The 16,748-nt window shown below is 66.6% G+C and carries 18 protein-coding genes; 4 read left to right on the top strand and 14 right to left on the bottom strand.

What is annotated here, in order from left to right; genetic code table 11:
- Positions 1-5: 5 nt before the first annotated feature.
- Positions 6-665 (top strand): efflux transporter SmeDEF transcriptional repressor SmeT, encoded by a 660-nt coding sequence (smeT, locus tag HLA98_RS11445; RefSeq protein ID WP_005419430.1) that lies wholly within the window; start codon positions 6-8, stop codon positions 663-665.
- Positions 666-710: 45 nt separating this feature from the next.
- Entirely contained in the window at positions 711-1,703 is a 993-nt protein-coding gene (locus HLA98_RS11440; protein WP_057501272.1) for a Gfo/Idh/MocA family protein, read from the top strand.
- 96 nt (positions 1,704-1,799) lie between these two features.
- Here the strand turns inward: HLA98_RS11440 and hslU are convergent, their stop codons facing one another.
- The 8 genes from hslU to HLA98_RS11400 all read right to left on the bottom strand — a co-directional run bounded on the left by hslU (position 1,800) and on the right by HLA98_RS11400 (position 9,342).
- Positions 1,800-3,173 carry an ATP-dependent protease ATPase subunit HslU gene (hslU, locus tag HLA98_RS11435; protein WP_049443969.1) on the bottom strand — a complete coding sequence of 458 codons (1,374 nt, stop codon included), beginning with the start codon at positions 3,171-3,173 and terminating at the stop codon, positions 1,800-1,802.
- Between the two features lie 94 nt (positions 3,174-3,267).
- Positions 3,268-3,819, bottom strand: coding sequence for an ATP-dependent protease subunit HslV (gene hslV, locus HLA98_RS11430; protein ID WP_005411093.1), 552 nt, complete (start codon positions 3,817-3,819; stop codon positions 3,268-3,270).
- A gap of 85 nt (positions 3,820-3,904) precedes the next feature.
- The gene (gene xerC, locus HLA98_RS11425) at positions 3,905-4,801 is read right to left on the bottom strand and encodes a tyrosine recombinase XerC (protein ID WP_057501078.1); all 897 of its coding nucleotides are present in this window, start codon (positions 4,799-4,801) and stop codon (positions 3,905-3,907) included.
- A gap of 13 nt (positions 4,802-4,814) precedes the next feature.
- Complete coding sequence (locus HLA98_RS11420) at positions 4,815-5,489, bottom strand: DUF484 family protein (RefSeq protein ID WP_049443965.1); 675 nt, start codon at positions 5,487-5,489, stop codon at positions 4,815-4,817.
- Positions 5,486-6,337: a diaminopimelate epimerase gene (dapF, locus tag HLA98_RS11415; protein ID WP_057501079.1), complete on the bottom strand. Its 852-nt coding sequence runs from the start codon at positions 6,335-6,337 to the stop codon at positions 5,486-5,488. The genes HLA98_RS11420 and dapF overlap by 4 nt, the downstream gene beginning before the upstream one ends.
- Positions 6,330-6,602 carry an LPS translocon maturation chaperone LptM gene (gene lptM, locus HLA98_RS11410; protein ID WP_057501080.1) on the bottom strand — a complete coding sequence of 91 codons (273 nt, stop codon included), beginning with the start codon at positions 6,600-6,602 and terminating at the stop codon, positions 6,330-6,332. Before lptM ends, dapF begins: the two co-directional genes overlap by 8 nt.
- 148 nt (positions 6,603-6,750) lie before the next feature.
- Positions 6,751-7,176 carry a YbaN family protein gene (locus HLA98_RS11405; RefSeq protein WP_049443960.1) on the bottom strand — a complete coding sequence of 142 codons (426 nt, stop codon included), beginning with the start codon at positions 7,174-7,176 and terminating at the stop codon, positions 6,751-6,753.
- Positions 7,177-7,230: 54 nt separating this feature from the next.
- A complete protein-coding gene (locus tag HLA98_RS11400) occupies positions 7,231-9,342 on the bottom strand; it encodes a S9 family peptidase (RefSeq protein WP_057501081.1) in 2,112 nt (703 codons plus the stop codon).
- Between the two features lie 144 nt (positions 9,343-9,486).
- On the opposite strand from HLA98_RS11400, the gene HLA98_RS11395 reads away from it, so the two are divergent.
- Entirely contained in the window at positions 9,487-10,674 is a 1,188-nt protein-coding gene (locus HLA98_RS11395) for a pyridoxal phosphate-dependent aminotransferase (protein WP_057501082.1), read from the top strand.
- Between the two features lie 166 nt (positions 10,675-10,840).
- On the opposite strand, the gene HLA98_RS11390 is transcribed toward HLA98_RS11395, so the two are convergent.
- Together HLA98_RS11390 and HLA98_RS11385 are read right to left on the bottom strand one after the other, a co-directional pair.
- On the bottom strand, positions 10,841-12,937 hold the full coding sequence (locus tag HLA98_RS11390) for a prolyl oligopeptidase family serine peptidase (RefSeq protein WP_057501083.1): 2,097 nt from the start codon (positions 12,935-12,937) through the stop codon (positions 10,841-10,843).
- A 69-nt stretch (positions 12,938-13,006) separates the two neighbouring features.
- A complete protein-coding gene (locus HLA98_RS11385; protein WP_057501084.1) occupies positions 13,007-13,333 on the bottom strand; it encodes a hypothetical protein in 327 nt (108 codons plus the stop codon).
- Between the two features lie 128 nt (positions 13,334-13,461).
- On the opposite strand from HLA98_RS11385, the gene HLA98_RS11380 reads away from it, so the two are divergent.
- Positions 13,462-14,064 (top strand): lipocalin family protein, encoded by a 603-nt coding sequence (locus tag HLA98_RS11380; RefSeq protein WP_049443951.1) that lies wholly within the window; start codon positions 13,462-13,464, stop codon positions 14,062-14,064.
- Between the two features lie 40 nt (positions 14,065-14,104).
- On the opposite strand, the gene HLA98_RS11375 is transcribed toward HLA98_RS11380, so the two are convergent.
- From HLA98_RS11375 to HLA98_RS11360, 4 genes are all read right to left on the bottom strand, one after another.
- Positions 14,105-14,404: a HigA family addiction module antitoxin gene (locus HLA98_RS11375; protein WP_049443949.1), complete on the bottom strand. Its 300-nt coding sequence runs from the start codon at positions 14,402-14,404 to the stop codon at positions 14,105-14,107.
- A 9-nt stretch (positions 14,405-14,413) separates the two neighbouring features.
- Positions 14,414-14,692, bottom strand: a complete 279-nt coding sequence (locus HLA98_RS11370) for a type II toxin-antitoxin system RelE/ParE family toxin (RefSeq protein WP_080354792.1) — start codon at positions 14,690-14,692, stop codon at positions 14,414-14,416.
- A gap of 236 nt (positions 14,693-14,928) precedes the next feature.
- On the bottom strand, positions 14,929-15,618 hold the full coding sequence (locus tag HLA98_RS11365) for a methionine ABC transporter permease (protein ID WP_057501085.1): 690 nt from the start codon (positions 15,616-15,618) through the stop codon (positions 14,929-14,931).
- A complete protein-coding gene (locus HLA98_RS11360; protein ID WP_057501086.1) occupies positions 15,615-16,622 on the bottom strand; it encodes a methionine ABC transporter ATP-binding protein in 1,008 nt (335 codons plus the stop codon). The genes HLA98_RS11365 and HLA98_RS11360 overlap by 4 nt, the downstream gene beginning before the upstream one ends.
- Positions 16,623-16,748: the final 126 nt, after the last annotated feature.

The raw sequence follows: 16,748 nt of genomic DNA, 5'->3' as shown, positions 1-16,748 counted from the left end.
CATCCATGGCCCGCAAGACCAAAGAGGACACCCAGGCAACCCGGGAAGGCATCCTTGACGCCGCCGAAGCCTGTTTCCATGAACACGGCGTGGCCCGTACCACGCTGGAGATGATCGGCGCCCGCGCCGGCTATACCCGTGGCGCGGTGTACTGGCACTTCAAGAACAAGAGCGAGGTGCTGGCCGCGATCGTCGAGCGCGTGCACCTGCCCTTCATGCAGGAACTGGAGCGCACCTCCACCGACCAGCGCGACACCCCGGTGCACGACCTGCGCGCGGTGATGATCCACTCGTTCATCGAGCTGTCCGAGGACGAGCGCCTGCGCAAGACCATGGAGATCATGCTGCGCAGCGATGCGTCGGCTGACACCAAGGTGCTGACCGAGATGCAGCAGGCCGGTTTCCGCGATGCGCTGGACCGGATGGAGCGCGCCCTGCGCCGTGCCCGCGATCTGGGCCAGCTGCGCGAAGGCGCCGACCCCAAGATCGCCGCGCGCATGCTGCACGCCACCGTGCTGGGCGTGCTGCACGGGGCGATGGTCGAACCGGAACTGATGGACCTCAAGCGCGACGGCATGCTCGCACTGGACATGACCCTGGCCGCCTACGTGAAGGACGGCGTGTTCGTGCCCGGCACCGTGCCCGAGCCGCTGCCCGAAGCGTGAGTGGCGCTGCTGCCGCCACCCTGGCACCCATGTGAGGACAGCCCCATGATCCTGGACAACGTGGTGTGGGGCTTCATCGGTTGCGGCAGTGTCACCGAGAAGAAGAGCGGACCCGCCCTGGCCAGTACACCCGGCTCACGGGTGGCAGCGATCATGCGCCGCAATGCGGCGTTGGCCGAAGATTACGCAAGGCGCCATGCCATTCCTCGGTGGTACGCGGACGCCGATGCGCTCATCGCCGATCCGGAAGTGAACGCGGTGTACGTCGCAACGCCACCCTCGACGCACATGCAGTACGCGCTGCAGGCGATCGCCGCGGGCAAGCCGGTCTACATCGAAAAGCCCATGGCCATGGATCACGCGGAATGCGAACGCGTGCTGGAGGCCAGCGCACGCCGTGGCGTGCCCGTGTTCGTGGCCTATTACCGCCGCGCCCTGCCTCGCTTCGCACAGGTGAAGCAGCTGCTGGACAGCGGTGCGATCGGCACGCCGCGCAGCGTGCGCGCGTCCCTGCATCGGCCGCATTCGGCGAATGCCGCATCGCCGGACTTCTGGCGGACCAACCCGGCGATCGCCGGCGGCGGGCTGTTCGTCGATCTGGGCTCGCATACCCTGGACCTGCTCGACCATCTAATGGGCCCGCTGAGCGATGTGCGTGGCCTGGCCAGCTCGTTGACCGGCGCCTACGCCGCCGAGGACAGCGTTTCGATGTGCTTCCGCACTGGAATGGGCGCGCACGGTATCGCGCACTGGAGTTTCTGCGCGTTCCGCCGCCAGGATGAGATCGAGATCACCGGCGACCGCGGGCAGCTGCGCTTTGCCATCTTCGAGGATGTTCCAGTCGTTCTGGAGACCGAAGCGGGCGTGCAGGTGTTCGATATCCCGAACCCGCCATCGGTGCAGCAGCCGTTGATCGCCTCCCTCGTCGAAGAACTGCGTGGCAACGGCCGTTCACCTTCGACCGGCCTCAGTGCCGCCCGCACCAGTGCAGTGATCGACCAGGTACTGGATGACTATCGCACCCGGCACCCGCACTGACCGCCAACAAAAAAGGCCGCCTTTCGGCGGCCTCTTCTGTTGCAGTGGGCGGGGGCAGCGTCATCGCCAGGGCGAGGGATCCGACCCCAACGGGCATTACAGGATGTAGCGGCTCAGGTCCGGGTCCTGCACCAGCTCGCCCAGGTGCTTGTCAACGTAGGCGCTGTCGATGGCCAGGCTTTCACCATCGCGGTCCGGCGCCTCGTAGCTGAGCGAATCCAGCAGGCGTTCCAGCACGGTGTGCAGGCGGCGGGCACCGATGTTCTCCTGGCGCTCGTTCACCTGGAAGGCGATCTCGGCCAGACGATCAATGGCGTCGGCGGTAAAGCTGACCTTGACGCCCTCGGTGGCCAGCAACGCTTCGTACTGCTTGGTCAGCGCGGCCTTCGGCTCGGTCAGGATCCGTACGAAATCACCCTTGCTCAGCGCGCCCAGTTCCACCCGGATCGGGAAGCGGCCCTGCAGTTCCGGAATCAGATCGCTGGGCTTGGCCAAATGGAACGCGCCCGAAGCGATGAACAGGATGTGGTCGGTCTTGATCGTGCCGTACTTGGTCGACACGTTGGAGCCTTCCACCAGCGGCAGCAGGTCGCGCTGCACGCCTTCGCGGGAGACATCGCCACCACCGACGTTATCGCCACGCTTGGCGACCTTGTCGATCTCGTCGATGAAGACGATGCCGTGCTGCTCGCAGGCCTCGATCGCCGCGGTGCGGATGTCGTCCTCGTTGACCAGCTTGCCGGCTTCTTCCTCGATCAGCAGCGGACGCGCAGCCTTGATGGTCAGCGTGCGCTTGTGCGCCTTGGCCCCACCGCCGAGGTTGGCGAACATCGACTTCAGCTGCTGGCCCATTTCCTCCATGCCCGGCGGGGTCATGATGTCCATGCTGACGTTGGCGGCCAGGTCGAGCTCGATCTCGCGCTCGTCCAGCTCCCCGTTGCGCAGCATCTTGCGGAACTTGATGCGGGTCTCGTTGTCCTGCGCCGACGGCTCGTTGCGCGCGACTTCCGGATCGAAACCGATGCCGCCACTACGGCGCGGCAGCAGTGCATCGAGGATGCGGTCTTCGGCGCGCTCTTCGGCCTGGGTACGCACGCGCACCTTGGCCTGTTCGCGATAGAGCTTGACGGCGGTATCTGCCAGATCGCGGATGATCTGCTCGACGTCCTTGCCGACGTAGCCGACTTCGGTGAAGCGGGTGGCTTCAACCTTCACGAACGGTGCGTTGGCCAACGTGGCCAGGCGGCGCGCGATCTCGGTCTTGCCGACGCCGGTCGGGCCGATCATCAGGATGTTCTTCGGCATCACTTCATTGCGCAGCTCAGGCACCAGCTGCATGCGGCGCCAGCGGTTGCGCAGGGCGATGGCCACGGCGCGCTTGGCGTCGTGCTGGCCCACGATATGCCGGTCCAGTTCCTGCACGATCTCGCGCGGGGTCATGGTGGCGGAGGAAACTTCGATCTTCGACATGGATGTGCTCACGAATTCAGATGCATGTAGAGCCGAGCCATGCTCGGCTGACGGGCAGCCCTGCCGAGCATGGCTCGGCACTACAGAAGAGCGATCACAGCTCCTCGACCACCACGTTGCGGTTGGTGTAGATGCAGATGTCGCCGGCGATGCCGATCGCTTCGCTGGCAATGGTGCGCGCATCCAGTTCGGTGTGCGCCATCAGCGCGCGTGCGGCCGACAGTGCATAGGAACCACCGGAGCCGATGGCGATGATGCCGTCCTCCGGTTCGATCACATCACCGGTGCCACTGATGATCAGCGAGGTTTCCTTGTCGGCCACCGCCAACAGGGCCTCAAGCTTGCCGAGGCGACGCTCGGTGCGCCAGTCCTTGGCCAGCTCGACCGCCGCACGTTGCAGCTGGCCGTGCTTTTCCAGCTTGGCCTCGAACAGCTCGAACAGGGTGAACGCATCGGCGGCGGCACCGGCGAAGCCGGCCAGCACCTGGCCATCACGGCCAAGGCGGCGCACCTTGCGCGCATTGCCCTTCATCACGGTGTGGCCCAGCGTGACCTGGCCGTCGCCGGCAATGGCCACGTGCTCGCCGCGACGGACGCAGACGATGGTGGTGGCGTGGAAAACGTTGGGGTTCTGACTGGGGTCCATGATGCCTCCGGGGTGACAGAACCAGAGGTGGGGACTGCCCTGCGCCCTTCAAGACACCCGCGACCGGCTGCCGCAGGGGCAACGTTCAGCTTTCTCCGCTGCCCTTGTTGCCGCTTCGACGCTTCGCGCGCGGATGCGCGGCGTCGTAGACCTTGGCCAGGTGCTGGAAATCCAGGTGGGTATAGATCTGCGTGGTAGCGATGTCGGCATGGCCCAGCAGCTCCTGCACGCCACGCAGATCACCGGACGATTCCAGGATATGGCTGGCGAAACTGTGCCGCAGCATGTGCGGGTGTACGTGCTTGAACAGGCCCTGGCGCTGCGCCAGCTGGCGGATGCGGATCTGCACCGCGCGTTGGCTGATCGGCCCGTTGCGGCCGGGAAATACCGGCGAGGCCGGTCCACCACCACTTTCCGCGCGCCACGCCTGCAGTGCTTCGCGCGCTGGCCTGCCGAACGGCACGCGGCGCTGGCGATTGCCCTTGCCCAGTACGTTGACCAGGCCGCTGGCGAAATCCAGGTCACGCCAGGTCAGTGCGCAGACTTCGCTCAGGCGCAGGCCGGAGGAATAGAACAGTTCCAGCAGCGCGCGGTCACGGCGGCCAAGCTCGCCTTCCGGTTCCAGCTCGACCAGCTGCACGGCTTCGTCGGCGTCAAGCACCTGCGGCAACCGGCGCGGCGCACGCGGCGCCTTCAGCGTCGCCGCCGGACTGACCTCGATGCGCCCGTGCTTGAGCAGCCAGGCATAGAAGCTGCGGCAGGCGGACAAGCGGCGCTGCAGGCTCTTGGCCGACAGGCCGCGGCGATGCTCATCGGCGACGAACTGGCGCACCGCATCAGCATCAAGCGCCTCCACCGCTACACCACGTGGCTCCGTCCAGACCGACAGCGCGTCCAGGTCGCGGCGGTAGGCATCGAGCGTATGCGCCGACATCCGCCGCTCTACCTGCAGGTGCTGCAGGAAGGCCTGTACCGCGCTCATCGTCGTGTCCTGCTCAGCCCGGGAAGCGCTTCAGGCCGGCGACCAACGCCTCGCCCATCATGCGCAGGAACAACGTCCCCATGCCCGGATAGAAGCGGTTCGGATCGTGGCTGCCGACCGCAATCAGGCCCACGCCCGGCAACGGCAGCAGTGCGGTGGTCTGCACTTCCTCGCTGCGCACGCCATACAGCACGGCATTCTTTTCCGGCTGCAGGCGGCCGCAGATCGGCTCGCCGTCCTTCAGGCAGTCGCGGAACGGGCCCAGCTGAGGGTCATCGGCGGCGATCACCTGCAGCCAGTCGGCCTGTTCCAACCCGGCCACCGGCGTGTGCACCACCAACCGTACCAGGTCGCCGGCGAAATCTTCCTGCAGCGATGCGGCCATCGCGCGCAGGGTGTCGGCGGCATTGTCCTGCTTCATCAGCGCCAGGGTCAGCTGGTGCGTGCGCACCGCCAGGCGTTCATTGACCTGGGCGGTGGCGCCCAGATCGGCCAACCGTCGTGCCAGCTCGCGGTTCTTCTCGCGCAGCACTTCCAGCTGGTAGCTGGCCAGCGACGCGGTCGGGCCGTCATCACGCGGCACCACCAGGGTCAGGGCCAGGTCCGGGAACTGCTTGAGGAAGCCCGGATGGCGCCGCAACCAGGCAGCGACTTCATGGGCCCCGAGCTTGTCGACGGTTTCGGTCATGCCATCCACTCCCCTTCGAAAACGAATGCGGTCGGGCCGGCCATCACCACTGGCTGGCCATCGCCCGGCCACTGGATGCGCAGGTCCCCCCCGGGCAGGCTGATGCGCGCATCGCGCTGCAGGCGGCCACGCTGCATCAGGGTCACCGCAGCGGCACAGGCACCGCTGCCGCAGGCCAGGGTTTCACCGACACCGCGCTCGAACACGCGCAGGCGCGCATGCGCCGGGCCCATCACCTGGGCGAAGCCCACGTTCACCGAGCGCGGGAACGACGCGTGCTGCTGCAGCAGCGAACCCACGCGCTCGACCGGTGCAGCATCGATCAGGCCCACTTCGATCACCGCATGCGGGTTGCCCATCGACACCGCGGCGAAGCGAACACTCTCGCCCTGCAGTGGCAGAAGGTATTCCTCGCGCGCGTGGGCAAAACCCACCAGCGGCACGTTGGCCGGCTCGAACGCGGGCACGCCCATGGTCACCGCGAACTGGCCATCGCCCAGCACTTCCACGTCATGGCTTGCCAACGGACTGTCGATGACGAAACGGTCGCCCTGCGCACTGCCTTCGCGCACCAGCCAGGCAGCGATGCAGCGCGCGCCGTTGCCGCACTGCTCGGAGTTGGAACCATCGGCATTCCAGATGCGGTACGACGCCACCGAGCCTTCCGCGCGCGGCGCTTCGATGGTCAGGATCTGATCGCAGCCGACGCCGGTGTGGCGGTCGGCCAGGCGCGCGGCCAGTTCAGGCGTGGGCGGCAACGTACCGCCACGCAGGTCGATCACTACGAAATCATTGCCCGCGCCGTGCATCTTGCTGAAGCGCAGGGCCTTGGAACCGGCCTTACTCATTCCCGCCGCCCACCTTCTTTGCCGGCGCAGGCGCCGGCTGGGTGGTCGGTGCGGCCGGCTCCACGGTCGTGGCCGGGGTGCCGCTGCCCTGGGTCTCCGCCGGGGTCGCCTCGGTGGCGGGCTCGGCAGCGGGCTCGACGGTTTCTTCCACCGGTACCGGCTTCTGCGGCAGTACCAGCGGGCCCTTGTTGCCGCAGGCGGCGAGGAGCAGCAGCGAGGCCGCTGCCAGCGGAATCAGGAGGGTGTTTCGATGGGGGATGTTCATGCCCCGAGTATAGCCATTGGCGGCTGAGCGGTTGGTAGAGTCGACTACCGCGCGCAGCGCGGGGTTTCGCGGCCGTTGGAAGAGCAGTCGAGTAACAGTCGGCGCTACCCCCTGACCGCCCCCACGGGCCGCCCAGGGCGGGCCATGTTCAGCCTTCCGGCGGTGGCAACGGACGGGTCCACAGCCAGATCGCCACCACGGTCATGCTGCCGATCGAGAACCACTTCACCCAGGCAATCGGCACGCACCACAGCATGATGCCAGCGCATGCCGCCATGGTGATCGTGGCCATCCACTTGCCGTAGCGGCTGACAGCACCGTGCGCCTGCCAGTTGGCGATGGCCGGGCCGAAGCGCGGGTGCTGCAGCAGCCAGGTGTGCAGGCGCTCGGAACCGCGCGAGGCGGCCCAGGCCGAAATCAGGATGAATACGGTGGTCGGCAGACCCGGCACGAAGATGCCGACGATGCCGGTGCCGAGGCTGGCATACGCCAGCAGCCACCATGCCCAGCGGAAACGCACCACGCGCGGTGGGGTGGCGCTATCGCGCGGTGCAGATGGTTCGGGCAGGCTCATGGCCGCAAGGATACCGGTTCGGGGTGCCAGGCTACGCCCGGCACCCCTGTGCCATTACGGCTGGGCGATGCCCAGCTGCTGCAGCACGAACGCGTACGACTCGGACAGCTCGCGGTAGCGCTGGAAGCGCCCGGACTTGCCGCCGTGGCCGGCTTCCATGTTGGTGCGGAACAGGATCGGGTAGTGGCCGGTGTTGTCGTCACGCAGCTTGGCCACCCACTTGGCCGGCTCCCAGTACTGCACCTGCGAATCCCACAGGCCGGTGCCCACGAACAGCGCCGGGTAGGCCTGCCTGCTGACGTTGTCGTAGGGCGAGTAGGACAGCATGTAGTCGTAGTACGGCTTCTGCTCCGGATTGCCCCACTCGTCGTACTCGTTGGTGGTCAACGGGATGGTCGGGTCGAGCATGGTGGTGACCACATCGACGAACGGCACCTGCGCCACCATCACGCGGTAGTCCTGCGGCGCCTGGTTGGCCACCGCGCCCATCAGCAGGCCACCGGCGCTGCCGCCGGAGGCGGCCACGCGATCCTTCGCCGCCCAGCCCTGCGCCACCAGGCCACGGGTGACGTCGATGAAGTCGTTGAAAGTGTTCTGCTTGTGCAGCAGTTTGCCGTTCTCGTACCAGTCGCGGCCCATCTCCTGGCCACCACGGATGTGGGCGATGGCATACACCACGCCTCGGTCGAGCAGGCTCACCGCGGTCTGGTTGAAGTACGGATCCATCGACATGCCGTAGCTGCCATACGCGTACTGGAACAGCGCGCCCTTGCCGTCCTTCTGGTAGCCCTTGCGGTAGACCAGCGACACCGGCACCTTCACGCCATCGCGCGCGGTGATCCAGACGCGGTCGGTCTCGTACTTCGAGGCGTCATAGCCGATCACCGGCTGCACCTTCAGCTGGCGACGCTCGCCGGTGGCGGTGTTCAGCTCGAACACGGTGGTCGGGGTCGTCATCGAGGTGTAGACGTAGCGCAGCCACGGCGTATCGGCCTCGGTGTTATCGCCCAGGCCCATCGAATAGGCCGGCTCGTCGGCCTTCACGTAGTCGCTGCGCCCGTCCTTGAACAGCAGGCGGATGCGCTCCAGGCCTTCGGAACGTTCGGCAATGGCGGTGTACGCATCGAACAGCTCGAAGCCTTCGATGAACACCGCATCGTCGTGCGCGATCCAGTCCTTCCACTGCGCACGCGAGGTGGCATCGGTCGGTGCGGTGACCAGCTTGAAGTTCTTCGCACCGTCGTTGGTGCGGATCACCCAGCGGCCATCGTAGTGGTCGGCATCGTACTCCACATCGCGCTGGCGCGGCGCCAGCACGGTGAACGTGGTCGGGTCGCTGGCCGGCGCGTAACGCTCTTCCGAGGACACGGTGCTGTGCACGCCGATGGTGATGAAGCGATCGTCGCGGGTGCGGCCGATGCCCATGTAGAAGCTGTCGTCCTTCTCTTCGTAGACGACGGTGTCGGCGCTGGCCGGGGTGCCCAGCACGTGCTTCTTCACGCGCACGGTCAGCAGCGTTTCCGGATCGTTCTCGACGTACAGCACCGTGCGGTTGTCGTCAGCCCAGACCAGGTCGCCGGAGCTGCCGGTGATCACGTCGGGCAGCACCTGGCCGGTGCGCAGGTCCTTGAAGCGGATCGTGTACTGGCGGCGGCCTACATCATCATCGGCCCAGGCCAGCAGCTGGTTGTCCTGGCTCACTTCCATCGAGCCGACGCTGAAGTAGCCCTTGCCGGCAGCCATCGTGTTGACGTCCAGCAGGATCTCTTCGGCCGCGTCCATGCTGCCCTTGCGGCGCGCGTGGATCGGGTAGTCCTGGCCGGTCTCGAAGCGGCTGTAGTACCAGTAGCCGCGCTCGCGCGCCGGCACGCTGGAATCGTCCTGCTTGATGCGGCCGACGATCTCCTTGTACAGGGTGTCTTCCAGCGGCTTGAGCGGCGCCAGCAGCTGGTCGGCATAGGCATTCTCGGCCTGCAGGTAGGCCAGCATGTCCTTGTTCTCGCGCTTGTCGTCGCGCAGCCAGTAATAGTCGTCGTTGCGGGTGGCGCCGAACGGCGCCTTGACCACGTGCGGGTGCTTGGCGGCATCCGGCGGAACGGGCGGGATGGCGGCGGTAACGGTGCTGGTCATCAGGCTCGCGAGCAACAGGCAGAGGGTGGATTTCATGAGATAAGGGTCCTGGTGCGGTTACGCAATGGCGTCCGTGGCGTAGGTAGAGTCGAGCTTGCTCGACTGACCGCAACTGCAGTCGAGAAGCTCGACTCTACCACCGCTGCGGCGCACCCTTGCTGCCCGGCGTACCATGGGCACATGAGTACCCTGCCCCACACGCCGGGCTACAGCCGGCGCAGCCATGAAATCGCTCCGTTCCACGTGATGTCCCTGCTGGCCCGCGCGCAGGCGCTGGAACAGGCCGGCCATGATGTGATCCACCTGGAAATCGGTGAACCGGACTTCACCACGGCAGAACCGGTCGTGCGTGCCGGCCAGGCCGCATTGGCCGCCGGCCATACCCGCTACACCGCCGCACGTGGCCTGCCAGCCCTGCGCCAGGCGATCAGCGGCTTCTATCGCAGCCACTATGGGCTGGACATCGACCCCGAACGCATCCTGGTCACCCCCGGTGGCTCCGGTGCGCTGCTGCTGGCCAGCAGCCTGCTGGTCGACCCGGGCCGCCACTGGCTGCTGGCCGACCCCGGCTATCCCTGCAACCGCCACTTCCTGCGCCTGGTGGAAGGCGGCGCGCAGCTGGTGCCGGTGGGGCCTGACACGGCCTATCAGCTCAACCCCTCGCTGGTGCAGCAGCACTGGAACGCCGACAGCGTCGGCGCGCTGGTGGCATCACCGGCCAATCCGACCGGCACCGTGCTGTCGGCCGACGAACTGGCGGCGCTGTCCAAGACGCTGCACGCCCGCGGCGGCCACCTGGTGGTGGACGAGATCTACCACGGCCTGACCTATGGCCTGGATGCGCCCAGCGTCCTGCAGGTGGATGACAGCGCCTTCGTGCTGAACAGCTTCTCCAAGTACTTCGGCATGACCGGCTGGCGCCTCGGCTGGCTGGTGGCACCGCCGGCGGCCGTGCCCGACCTGGAGAAGCTGGCGCAGAACCTGTACATCAGCGCGTCAAGCATCGCCCAGCACGCGGCCCTGGCGTGTTTCAGCGAGGCGTCCATGGCGATCTTCGAGCAACGCCGCGAAGCGTTCCGCCAGCGCCGCGACTTCCTGTTGCCTGCGCTGCGCGAGCTGGGTTTCCGCATCGAAATCGAGCCGCAGGGTGCGTTCTACCTGTACGCCGATGTCAGCGCATTCACCGACGACGCGCAGGCGTTCTGCGCGCACTTCCTGGAAACCGAGCACGTGGCATTCACCCCCGGGCTGGATTTCGGCTTCCATCGCGCCAACCAGCATGTGCGGCTGGCGTACACGCAAGAAGTGCCTCGGCTGCAGGAGGCGGTGGCGCGGATCGCGCGGGGATTGAAGCGCTGGAACGGCTGATCGTCCGCGCGAACGGCATCCACGCATGGCGTGGATCTACTGGTCCAGCGCACGATACATGGGTAGATCCACGCCATGCGTGGCGTTCATGGGTAGATCCACGCCATGCGTGGATAGGTGGAACCCAAAGAAAAACGCCGCCCTGAGGCGGCGTTTTCCGTTCTGCTTACTTGCCGCCCAACCGCTCCCACAGGAAGCTGTAGGCCAGCGCCGACATGTGCGCGGCCTGCGCGTTGTTGGCTGCGCCGCCGTGGCCACCTTCGATGTTCTCGTAGTAGGTCACGTCCTTGCCGGCGTCGATCATCTTCGCCGCCATCTTGCGGGCATGGCCCGGATGCACGCGGTCATCGCGGGTGGAGGTGGTGAACAGCACCGGCGGGTAGTTCTTCTTCGCGTCGAACAGGTGGTACGGCGAGAAGGTCTTGATGAAGTCCCAGTCACTGGTGTCCGGGTTGCCGTACTCGGCCATCCACGAAGCACCGGCCAGCAGGTGGCTGTAGCGCTTCATGTCCAGCAGCGGCACCTGCACGACCACTGCGCCGAACAGTTCCGGGTACTGGGTCAGCATGTTGCCGGTCAGCAGGCCACCGTTGCTGCCGCCCTGCACGCCCAGGTGCTTGGCGGTGGTGATCTTGCGCTTGACCAGATCGCGTGCCACTGCGGCCATGTCTTCATAGGCCTTGTGACGGTTCTGCTTCAGCGCCGCCTGGTGCCAGCGCGGGCCGTACTCGCCGCCACCACGGATGTTGGCAACGACGTACACACCGCCCTTCTCCAGCCAGGCGCGGCCCATGCCACCGGAATAGTTCGGCGTCAGCGAGATCTCGAAACCACCGTAGCCGTACAGCAGGGTCGGATTGGAGCCGTCCAGCTTCATCGCCTTGTCGTGCACCACGAAGTACGGCACGCGGGTACCGTCCTTGCTGGTGGCGAAGTGCTGCTCGATCACCTTGCCCTTGGCATCGAAGAAGGCCGGCATGGTCTTCAGCGTTTCCGGCGCCTGGCCGATTTCGGCCAGTGCCAGCGTGGTCGGGGTCAGGTAGTCGGTGGCGGTCAGCCACACCGCGTCGCTGTCGTTGCTGTCCACTGCGGCCACGCCCAGCGTGCCGAAGGCAGGCGCGCCGACGAAGCGGCTGGTCTGCCAGCCATCGGCACCCGGGGTCAGCACCGACAGCCGGTTCTTGACGTCGTCCAGCACGTTCAGCACCAGATGGCTCTTGGTCCAGGTGGCGCTGGCCAGCGAGGTGGTCGCGGTCGGGGTGAACAGCACCTCGAAGTCGCGCTTGCCGGCCAGGAAATCATCCAGCTTGGTGGCCAGCAGCGAACCGGAGGCATAGGTCTTGCCGCCCACGGTCCACGGGTCGCGCAGCTCCAGGGTCAGCCACTGCTTGTGCAGGCCCTTCTCGGCCGAGTTCGGCGCATCGATCTTGGTCAGCGTGCCATCGTCGCCACGCAGGTAGATCTCGTTGTTGTAGAAGGCCAGGGTGCGGCTGACCAGGTTGCGCTCGAAACCCGGGGTGTCATCGTGCATCGCCGCGATGTACATGTCTTCCGGCTTGCCTTCGTACACCAGGGTGGCCGAGGTCATCGGCGTGCCACGCTTCCACAGCTTGGCCACGCGCGGGTAGCCCGACGTGGTCATCGAGCCGGCACCGAAGTCGGTGTAGACAAACACGGTGTCGCGGTCGACCCAGTTCAGGCCGCCCTTGGACTCGGGACGGAAGAAGCCATCCTTGATCCAAGTCTTGTTGGCCAGGTCGAACTCGCGGGTGACGTCGGCATCCGCACCGCCACGCGACAGCGCGATCAGGCAGCGGCTGTAGTCCGGGCGCAGGCAGTCGGCACCGTGCCAGACCCAGTTCTCACCCTCGGCCTTGTTCAACGCATCCAGATCGAGCACGGTCTCCCACTGCGGCGAGGCCTTGCGGTACTCGGCCAGCGTGGTGCGCCGCCACAGGCCGCGCTCGTGCTGCTGGTCCTTCCAGAAGTTGTAGTAGTAGTCGCCGATCTTCTGCACGGCGGGAATCTTGGCATCGGAGTCGAGCACCTCGCGGATGCTGGCCTCCATCTGCTTGAAGGCCGGGCTCTGCGCCAGGCGAGCCTCGGACTTGGCGTTCTGTTCCTTGACCCAGGTCAGCGGCTTGTCGCCGGTGACCTCTTCGAGCCAGGCATAACGGTCGGTGTCTTCAGCGGCCACGGCGGTCCCCACCGAGGCAGCGGTCATCATGCCAGCCAGCAGGCAGGCGGAAGCGAGTCGTGACATTGCAGCTCCAGGCAGTCATAAGCCGTGGAACGCTAGCATGGATCGCTGCGGCCGCCCCCGTGTCGAAGGTCAGGCCGTGGTGGGCGAGCCGCGACGGCCACGCACCGCCCCACCGCTGCGGCGGCGGGCCTGTCCACCGGTGCGATGCGCCAGTCGCAGCCACGACAGGCGCGGCAACGGGAAGCGCAGCAGCGCCCACCAGGCCACCAGCGGCATGCCCACCAGCCACATCGGCAACCAGCCCAGCCAGGCGTTGCTGCCGCGCGCGGCTGGCCAGACCAGGACCAGCGCCACACCGGCCAGGGCCAGCTGCTGCACGGTGCGCAGCAGGTGCGGGTGGGCACGTTCGACGCTGACGCGTTCAGCTGCAGGGCGACGGACGGAACGTATGTTCATGGGGCTTCTCCGGTGGACAATGCAACGCAGCTTGGACAAGGCCCTTCTCACAGGTTGCGACACCATTGACGGATCGCGCACGCTCAGTCGACCATGCTCAGGCAAAGCCCTCCTGAGCCCGCTCCCGCATGACTTCGATCCGCCCGCTCTGCGCCGTGCTGTTGGCCCTGTCCCTGGCGGCCCCCGCCGTGGCCGCCAGTGAGCCGCCATCGCCCCGTGCCAGCGCCCTGCGCGCGGCCGATCCGGACGCGCCGATCGACCTGAAGCGTTTCATGGGTACCTGGTATGTGATCGGCCGCGTGCCGAATTTCATCGAACGTGGCCATGTAGCCAGCGTCAACGAGTACGAACTCCGCGACGAGCACAAGGTCGGCATCACCTACCGCTATCGCGATGGCTTCGGCGAACCGCTGCAGGAAGTCCGCGCGCGCGCCAGCGTCGATCCGGACAGCGGCAACCACGGCTGGCGCACCTGGTTCTACCGCGTCGTGCCTACGCATTCGAGGGTGCTGGAAGTGGCGCCGGACTACTCGTGGGCGCTGATCGGCTACCCGGGCCGCGAAATGGCCTGGATCTTCTCGCGTACGCCGGACATGGACAAAGCCCTGTACAAGGAGTTGGCCGAGCGCCTGCGTGACGAGTACGGGGTGAACACCGACAAGCTCAAGCGCGTGCCGCAGCACCCTGAGCAGGTCGGCAAGCTGGGCTACGAAGTACCGAACGTGCGTTGACTGGGCCTGCGCGCGCCGATTGGATCCACACGGCCGGTGTTCACGCTGCCCGCGGCTGCACTCGTCGCTCGATCTCGTTGCGCGTTGGTAACGTCTTGAGATCGTAAGCCGCCTGCATCGCAAGCCAGGATGCGGCATCCCCACCGAAATGCCGCGCCAGCCGCGCGGCCGTGTCCGCCGAGATGCCGCGTTCGCCATGCACGATGGCGTGCAGCCGCGTTGCGGGGACGTCCAAGGCCCTTGCAAGCGCGTTCACGCTCAACGCAAGCGGCAGCAGGAACTCTTCGCGCAGGATCTCACCAGGATGAATGGCGCGCATGCCGTTGTGGGGATGCTTCATGGCGGCACCTCAGTGGTAGTCAACAATTTCCACGGCATCGGCGCCGTTGTCGGTCCAGGTAAAGCAGAGTCGCCACTGATCGTTGATTCGAAGGCTGTACTGCCCCTTCCGGTCACCTGACAGTGCTTCGAGCCGGTTTCCGGGCGGGCTGCGCAGGAACGCCAACGTCTGCGCCGAGTCGAGCAGTTGGAGTTTTCGTTCGGCAGCGCGTCGTATCGGGCGCCAGGCGCGAGCGCAGGTTCCTTCAAACAGGGCACGGGTCTGCTTGCAGCGGAATGAACGAATCATTCCGCTCAGCGTATTACGCTAAACGGAACATACCAAGTAATGAGACGTGCTGCCAGTCCCAGTCTGGCGATATTGATTCCTGATCGGCCTGAGCGGTTCCAAAGGCGAACGCTATAGGGCCGCCGGGTGAACATCCCGATGGTGCCGGCCGCTGGCCGGCAAACCCACCACATCCGGGCGCATCGCGAGTCTGCCGGCCATGGGCCGGCCCTACGTGATGCGCCCGGGGCGCCTCGTCATCTGCGGCTGTAATGCGCGACCAGGCGGTCGCCGAGCATCTGCAGCAGCTGCACCAGGACCAGCAGCAGGACCACGGTGACCAGGGCCACGTCGGTGTGCGAGCGCTGGTAGCCATCGCGGAAGGCCAGGTCGCCAAGGCCACCGGAACCAATCGCACCGCCCATCGCGGTGAAGCCGATCAGCGCCACGGTGGTGACCGTTGCGCCAGCGATCAGGCCCGGACGCGCCTCCGGCAGCAGCACGCGGGTGACCAGCTGCCAGGTGGTGGCACCCATCGACTGGGTCGCTTCGATCACGCCACGGTCCACTTCGCGCAGCGCGGTCTCGACCAGGCGCGCGTAGAACGGCGCGGCACCGATCACCAGCGGCACGATCGCGCCGCGCACACCCAGCGACGTCCCCATCAGGAACAGCGTGACCGGGATCAGCACGATCATCAGGATGATGAAAGGCACCGAGCGCAGCAGGTTTACCACCAGTGCCAGCACGCCATAGGCGAACGGCCGGCGCTTCATCTGCGGTGCGCCGAACAGGTACAGCAGCACGCCCAGGGGCAGGCCGATGGCCAGCGTCAGCGGCAGCGATCCGAGCAGCATCAGCAGGGTGTCGATGGTGGCCTGGCCGATGTCGGCCCACTTGCCCGCATCCAGGTGGCGGAAGAAGCCGCCGGCAGTGGCGATGATCATCGACGTAGTTCCTCAACATGCACGCCGGCGGCCACGAACGCGGCCTGCGCAGCGGACTGGTCACCGCCCACCAGGGCGACCACCAGCTGGCCATACGGGGTGTCCTTGATCCGGTCGATACGGCCGGACAGGATGTTGTAGTCGACCCCGGTCTGCCGCGCGACGCTGCCGAGCAGGGGTTCGTAGGTGTCTCCGCCAAGGAAGGTCAGCCGCACGATGCGGCCACCGACGGCATCGAAATCGCGGTGCAGCGCACCTTCGTCCACCTGCTCCGATTCACTGACGAAACGGCGCGTGGTCGGGTGCTGCGGGTGCAGGAACACGCGGGTGACCGGTCCGGTCTCGACCATCTGGCCAGCATCCAGGACGGCGACGCGGTCGCAGACGCGGCGGATCACGTCCATCTCGTGGGTGATCAGCACAATCGTCAGGCCGAGCTCGCGATTGATCTTCGACAGCAGCGACAGCACCGAGGCGGTGGTCTGCGGGTCGAGCGCACTGGTGGCCTCGTCGCACAGCAGGATCTGCGGGCGGGTGGCCAGCGCGCGGGCGATGCCGACGCGCTGTTTCTGGCCACCGGACAGCTGTGCCGGGTACTTCTGCGCATGCGCCTCCAGGCCCACGGTCTGCAGCAGCTCGGCCACGCGCGCGTCGATCTCCGCCTTCGGCATGCCAGCCAGTTCCAGCGGGAAGGCGACGTTGCCGGCCACCGTGCGCGACGACAGCAGGTTGAAGTGCTGGAAAATCATGCCGATGCGCCGGCGCAGTGCGCGCAGGCCGTCCGCGTCCAGTGCGGTGACATCCTCGCCACCGATCAGCAGGCGACCACCGCTGGGTTCTTCCAGGCGGTTGATCATGCGGATCAGGGTCGACTTGCCGGCACCGGAATGGCCGATGATGCCGAATACCTCACCGGCCTCGACGGTCAGGTCCAGCGGTTGCAGCGCGCTGACTGCGCGGCCGGCAACGGCATAGGATTTGTGCAGGCGCTGGAACTCGATCACGGGCGTGGCTCACCGGCTGGGTGACGGAAGGGGGCGTGCAGCCTACCAGCGCAGGCGGTCGCGCGCCCGCGCCATGGGCCAGAATGTTATTCCTTTTGGTTCTAAGCCGCTTTCCCCGGTAGTGCT

This window comes from Stenotrophomonas africana, from assembly GCF_013004645.1.
GTDB lineage: Bacteria > Pseudomonadota > Gammaproteobacteria > Xanthomonadales > Xanthomonadaceae > Stenotrophomonas > Stenotrophomonas africana.
This window is presented reverse-complemented; position numbering and strand designations above follow the sequence as displayed.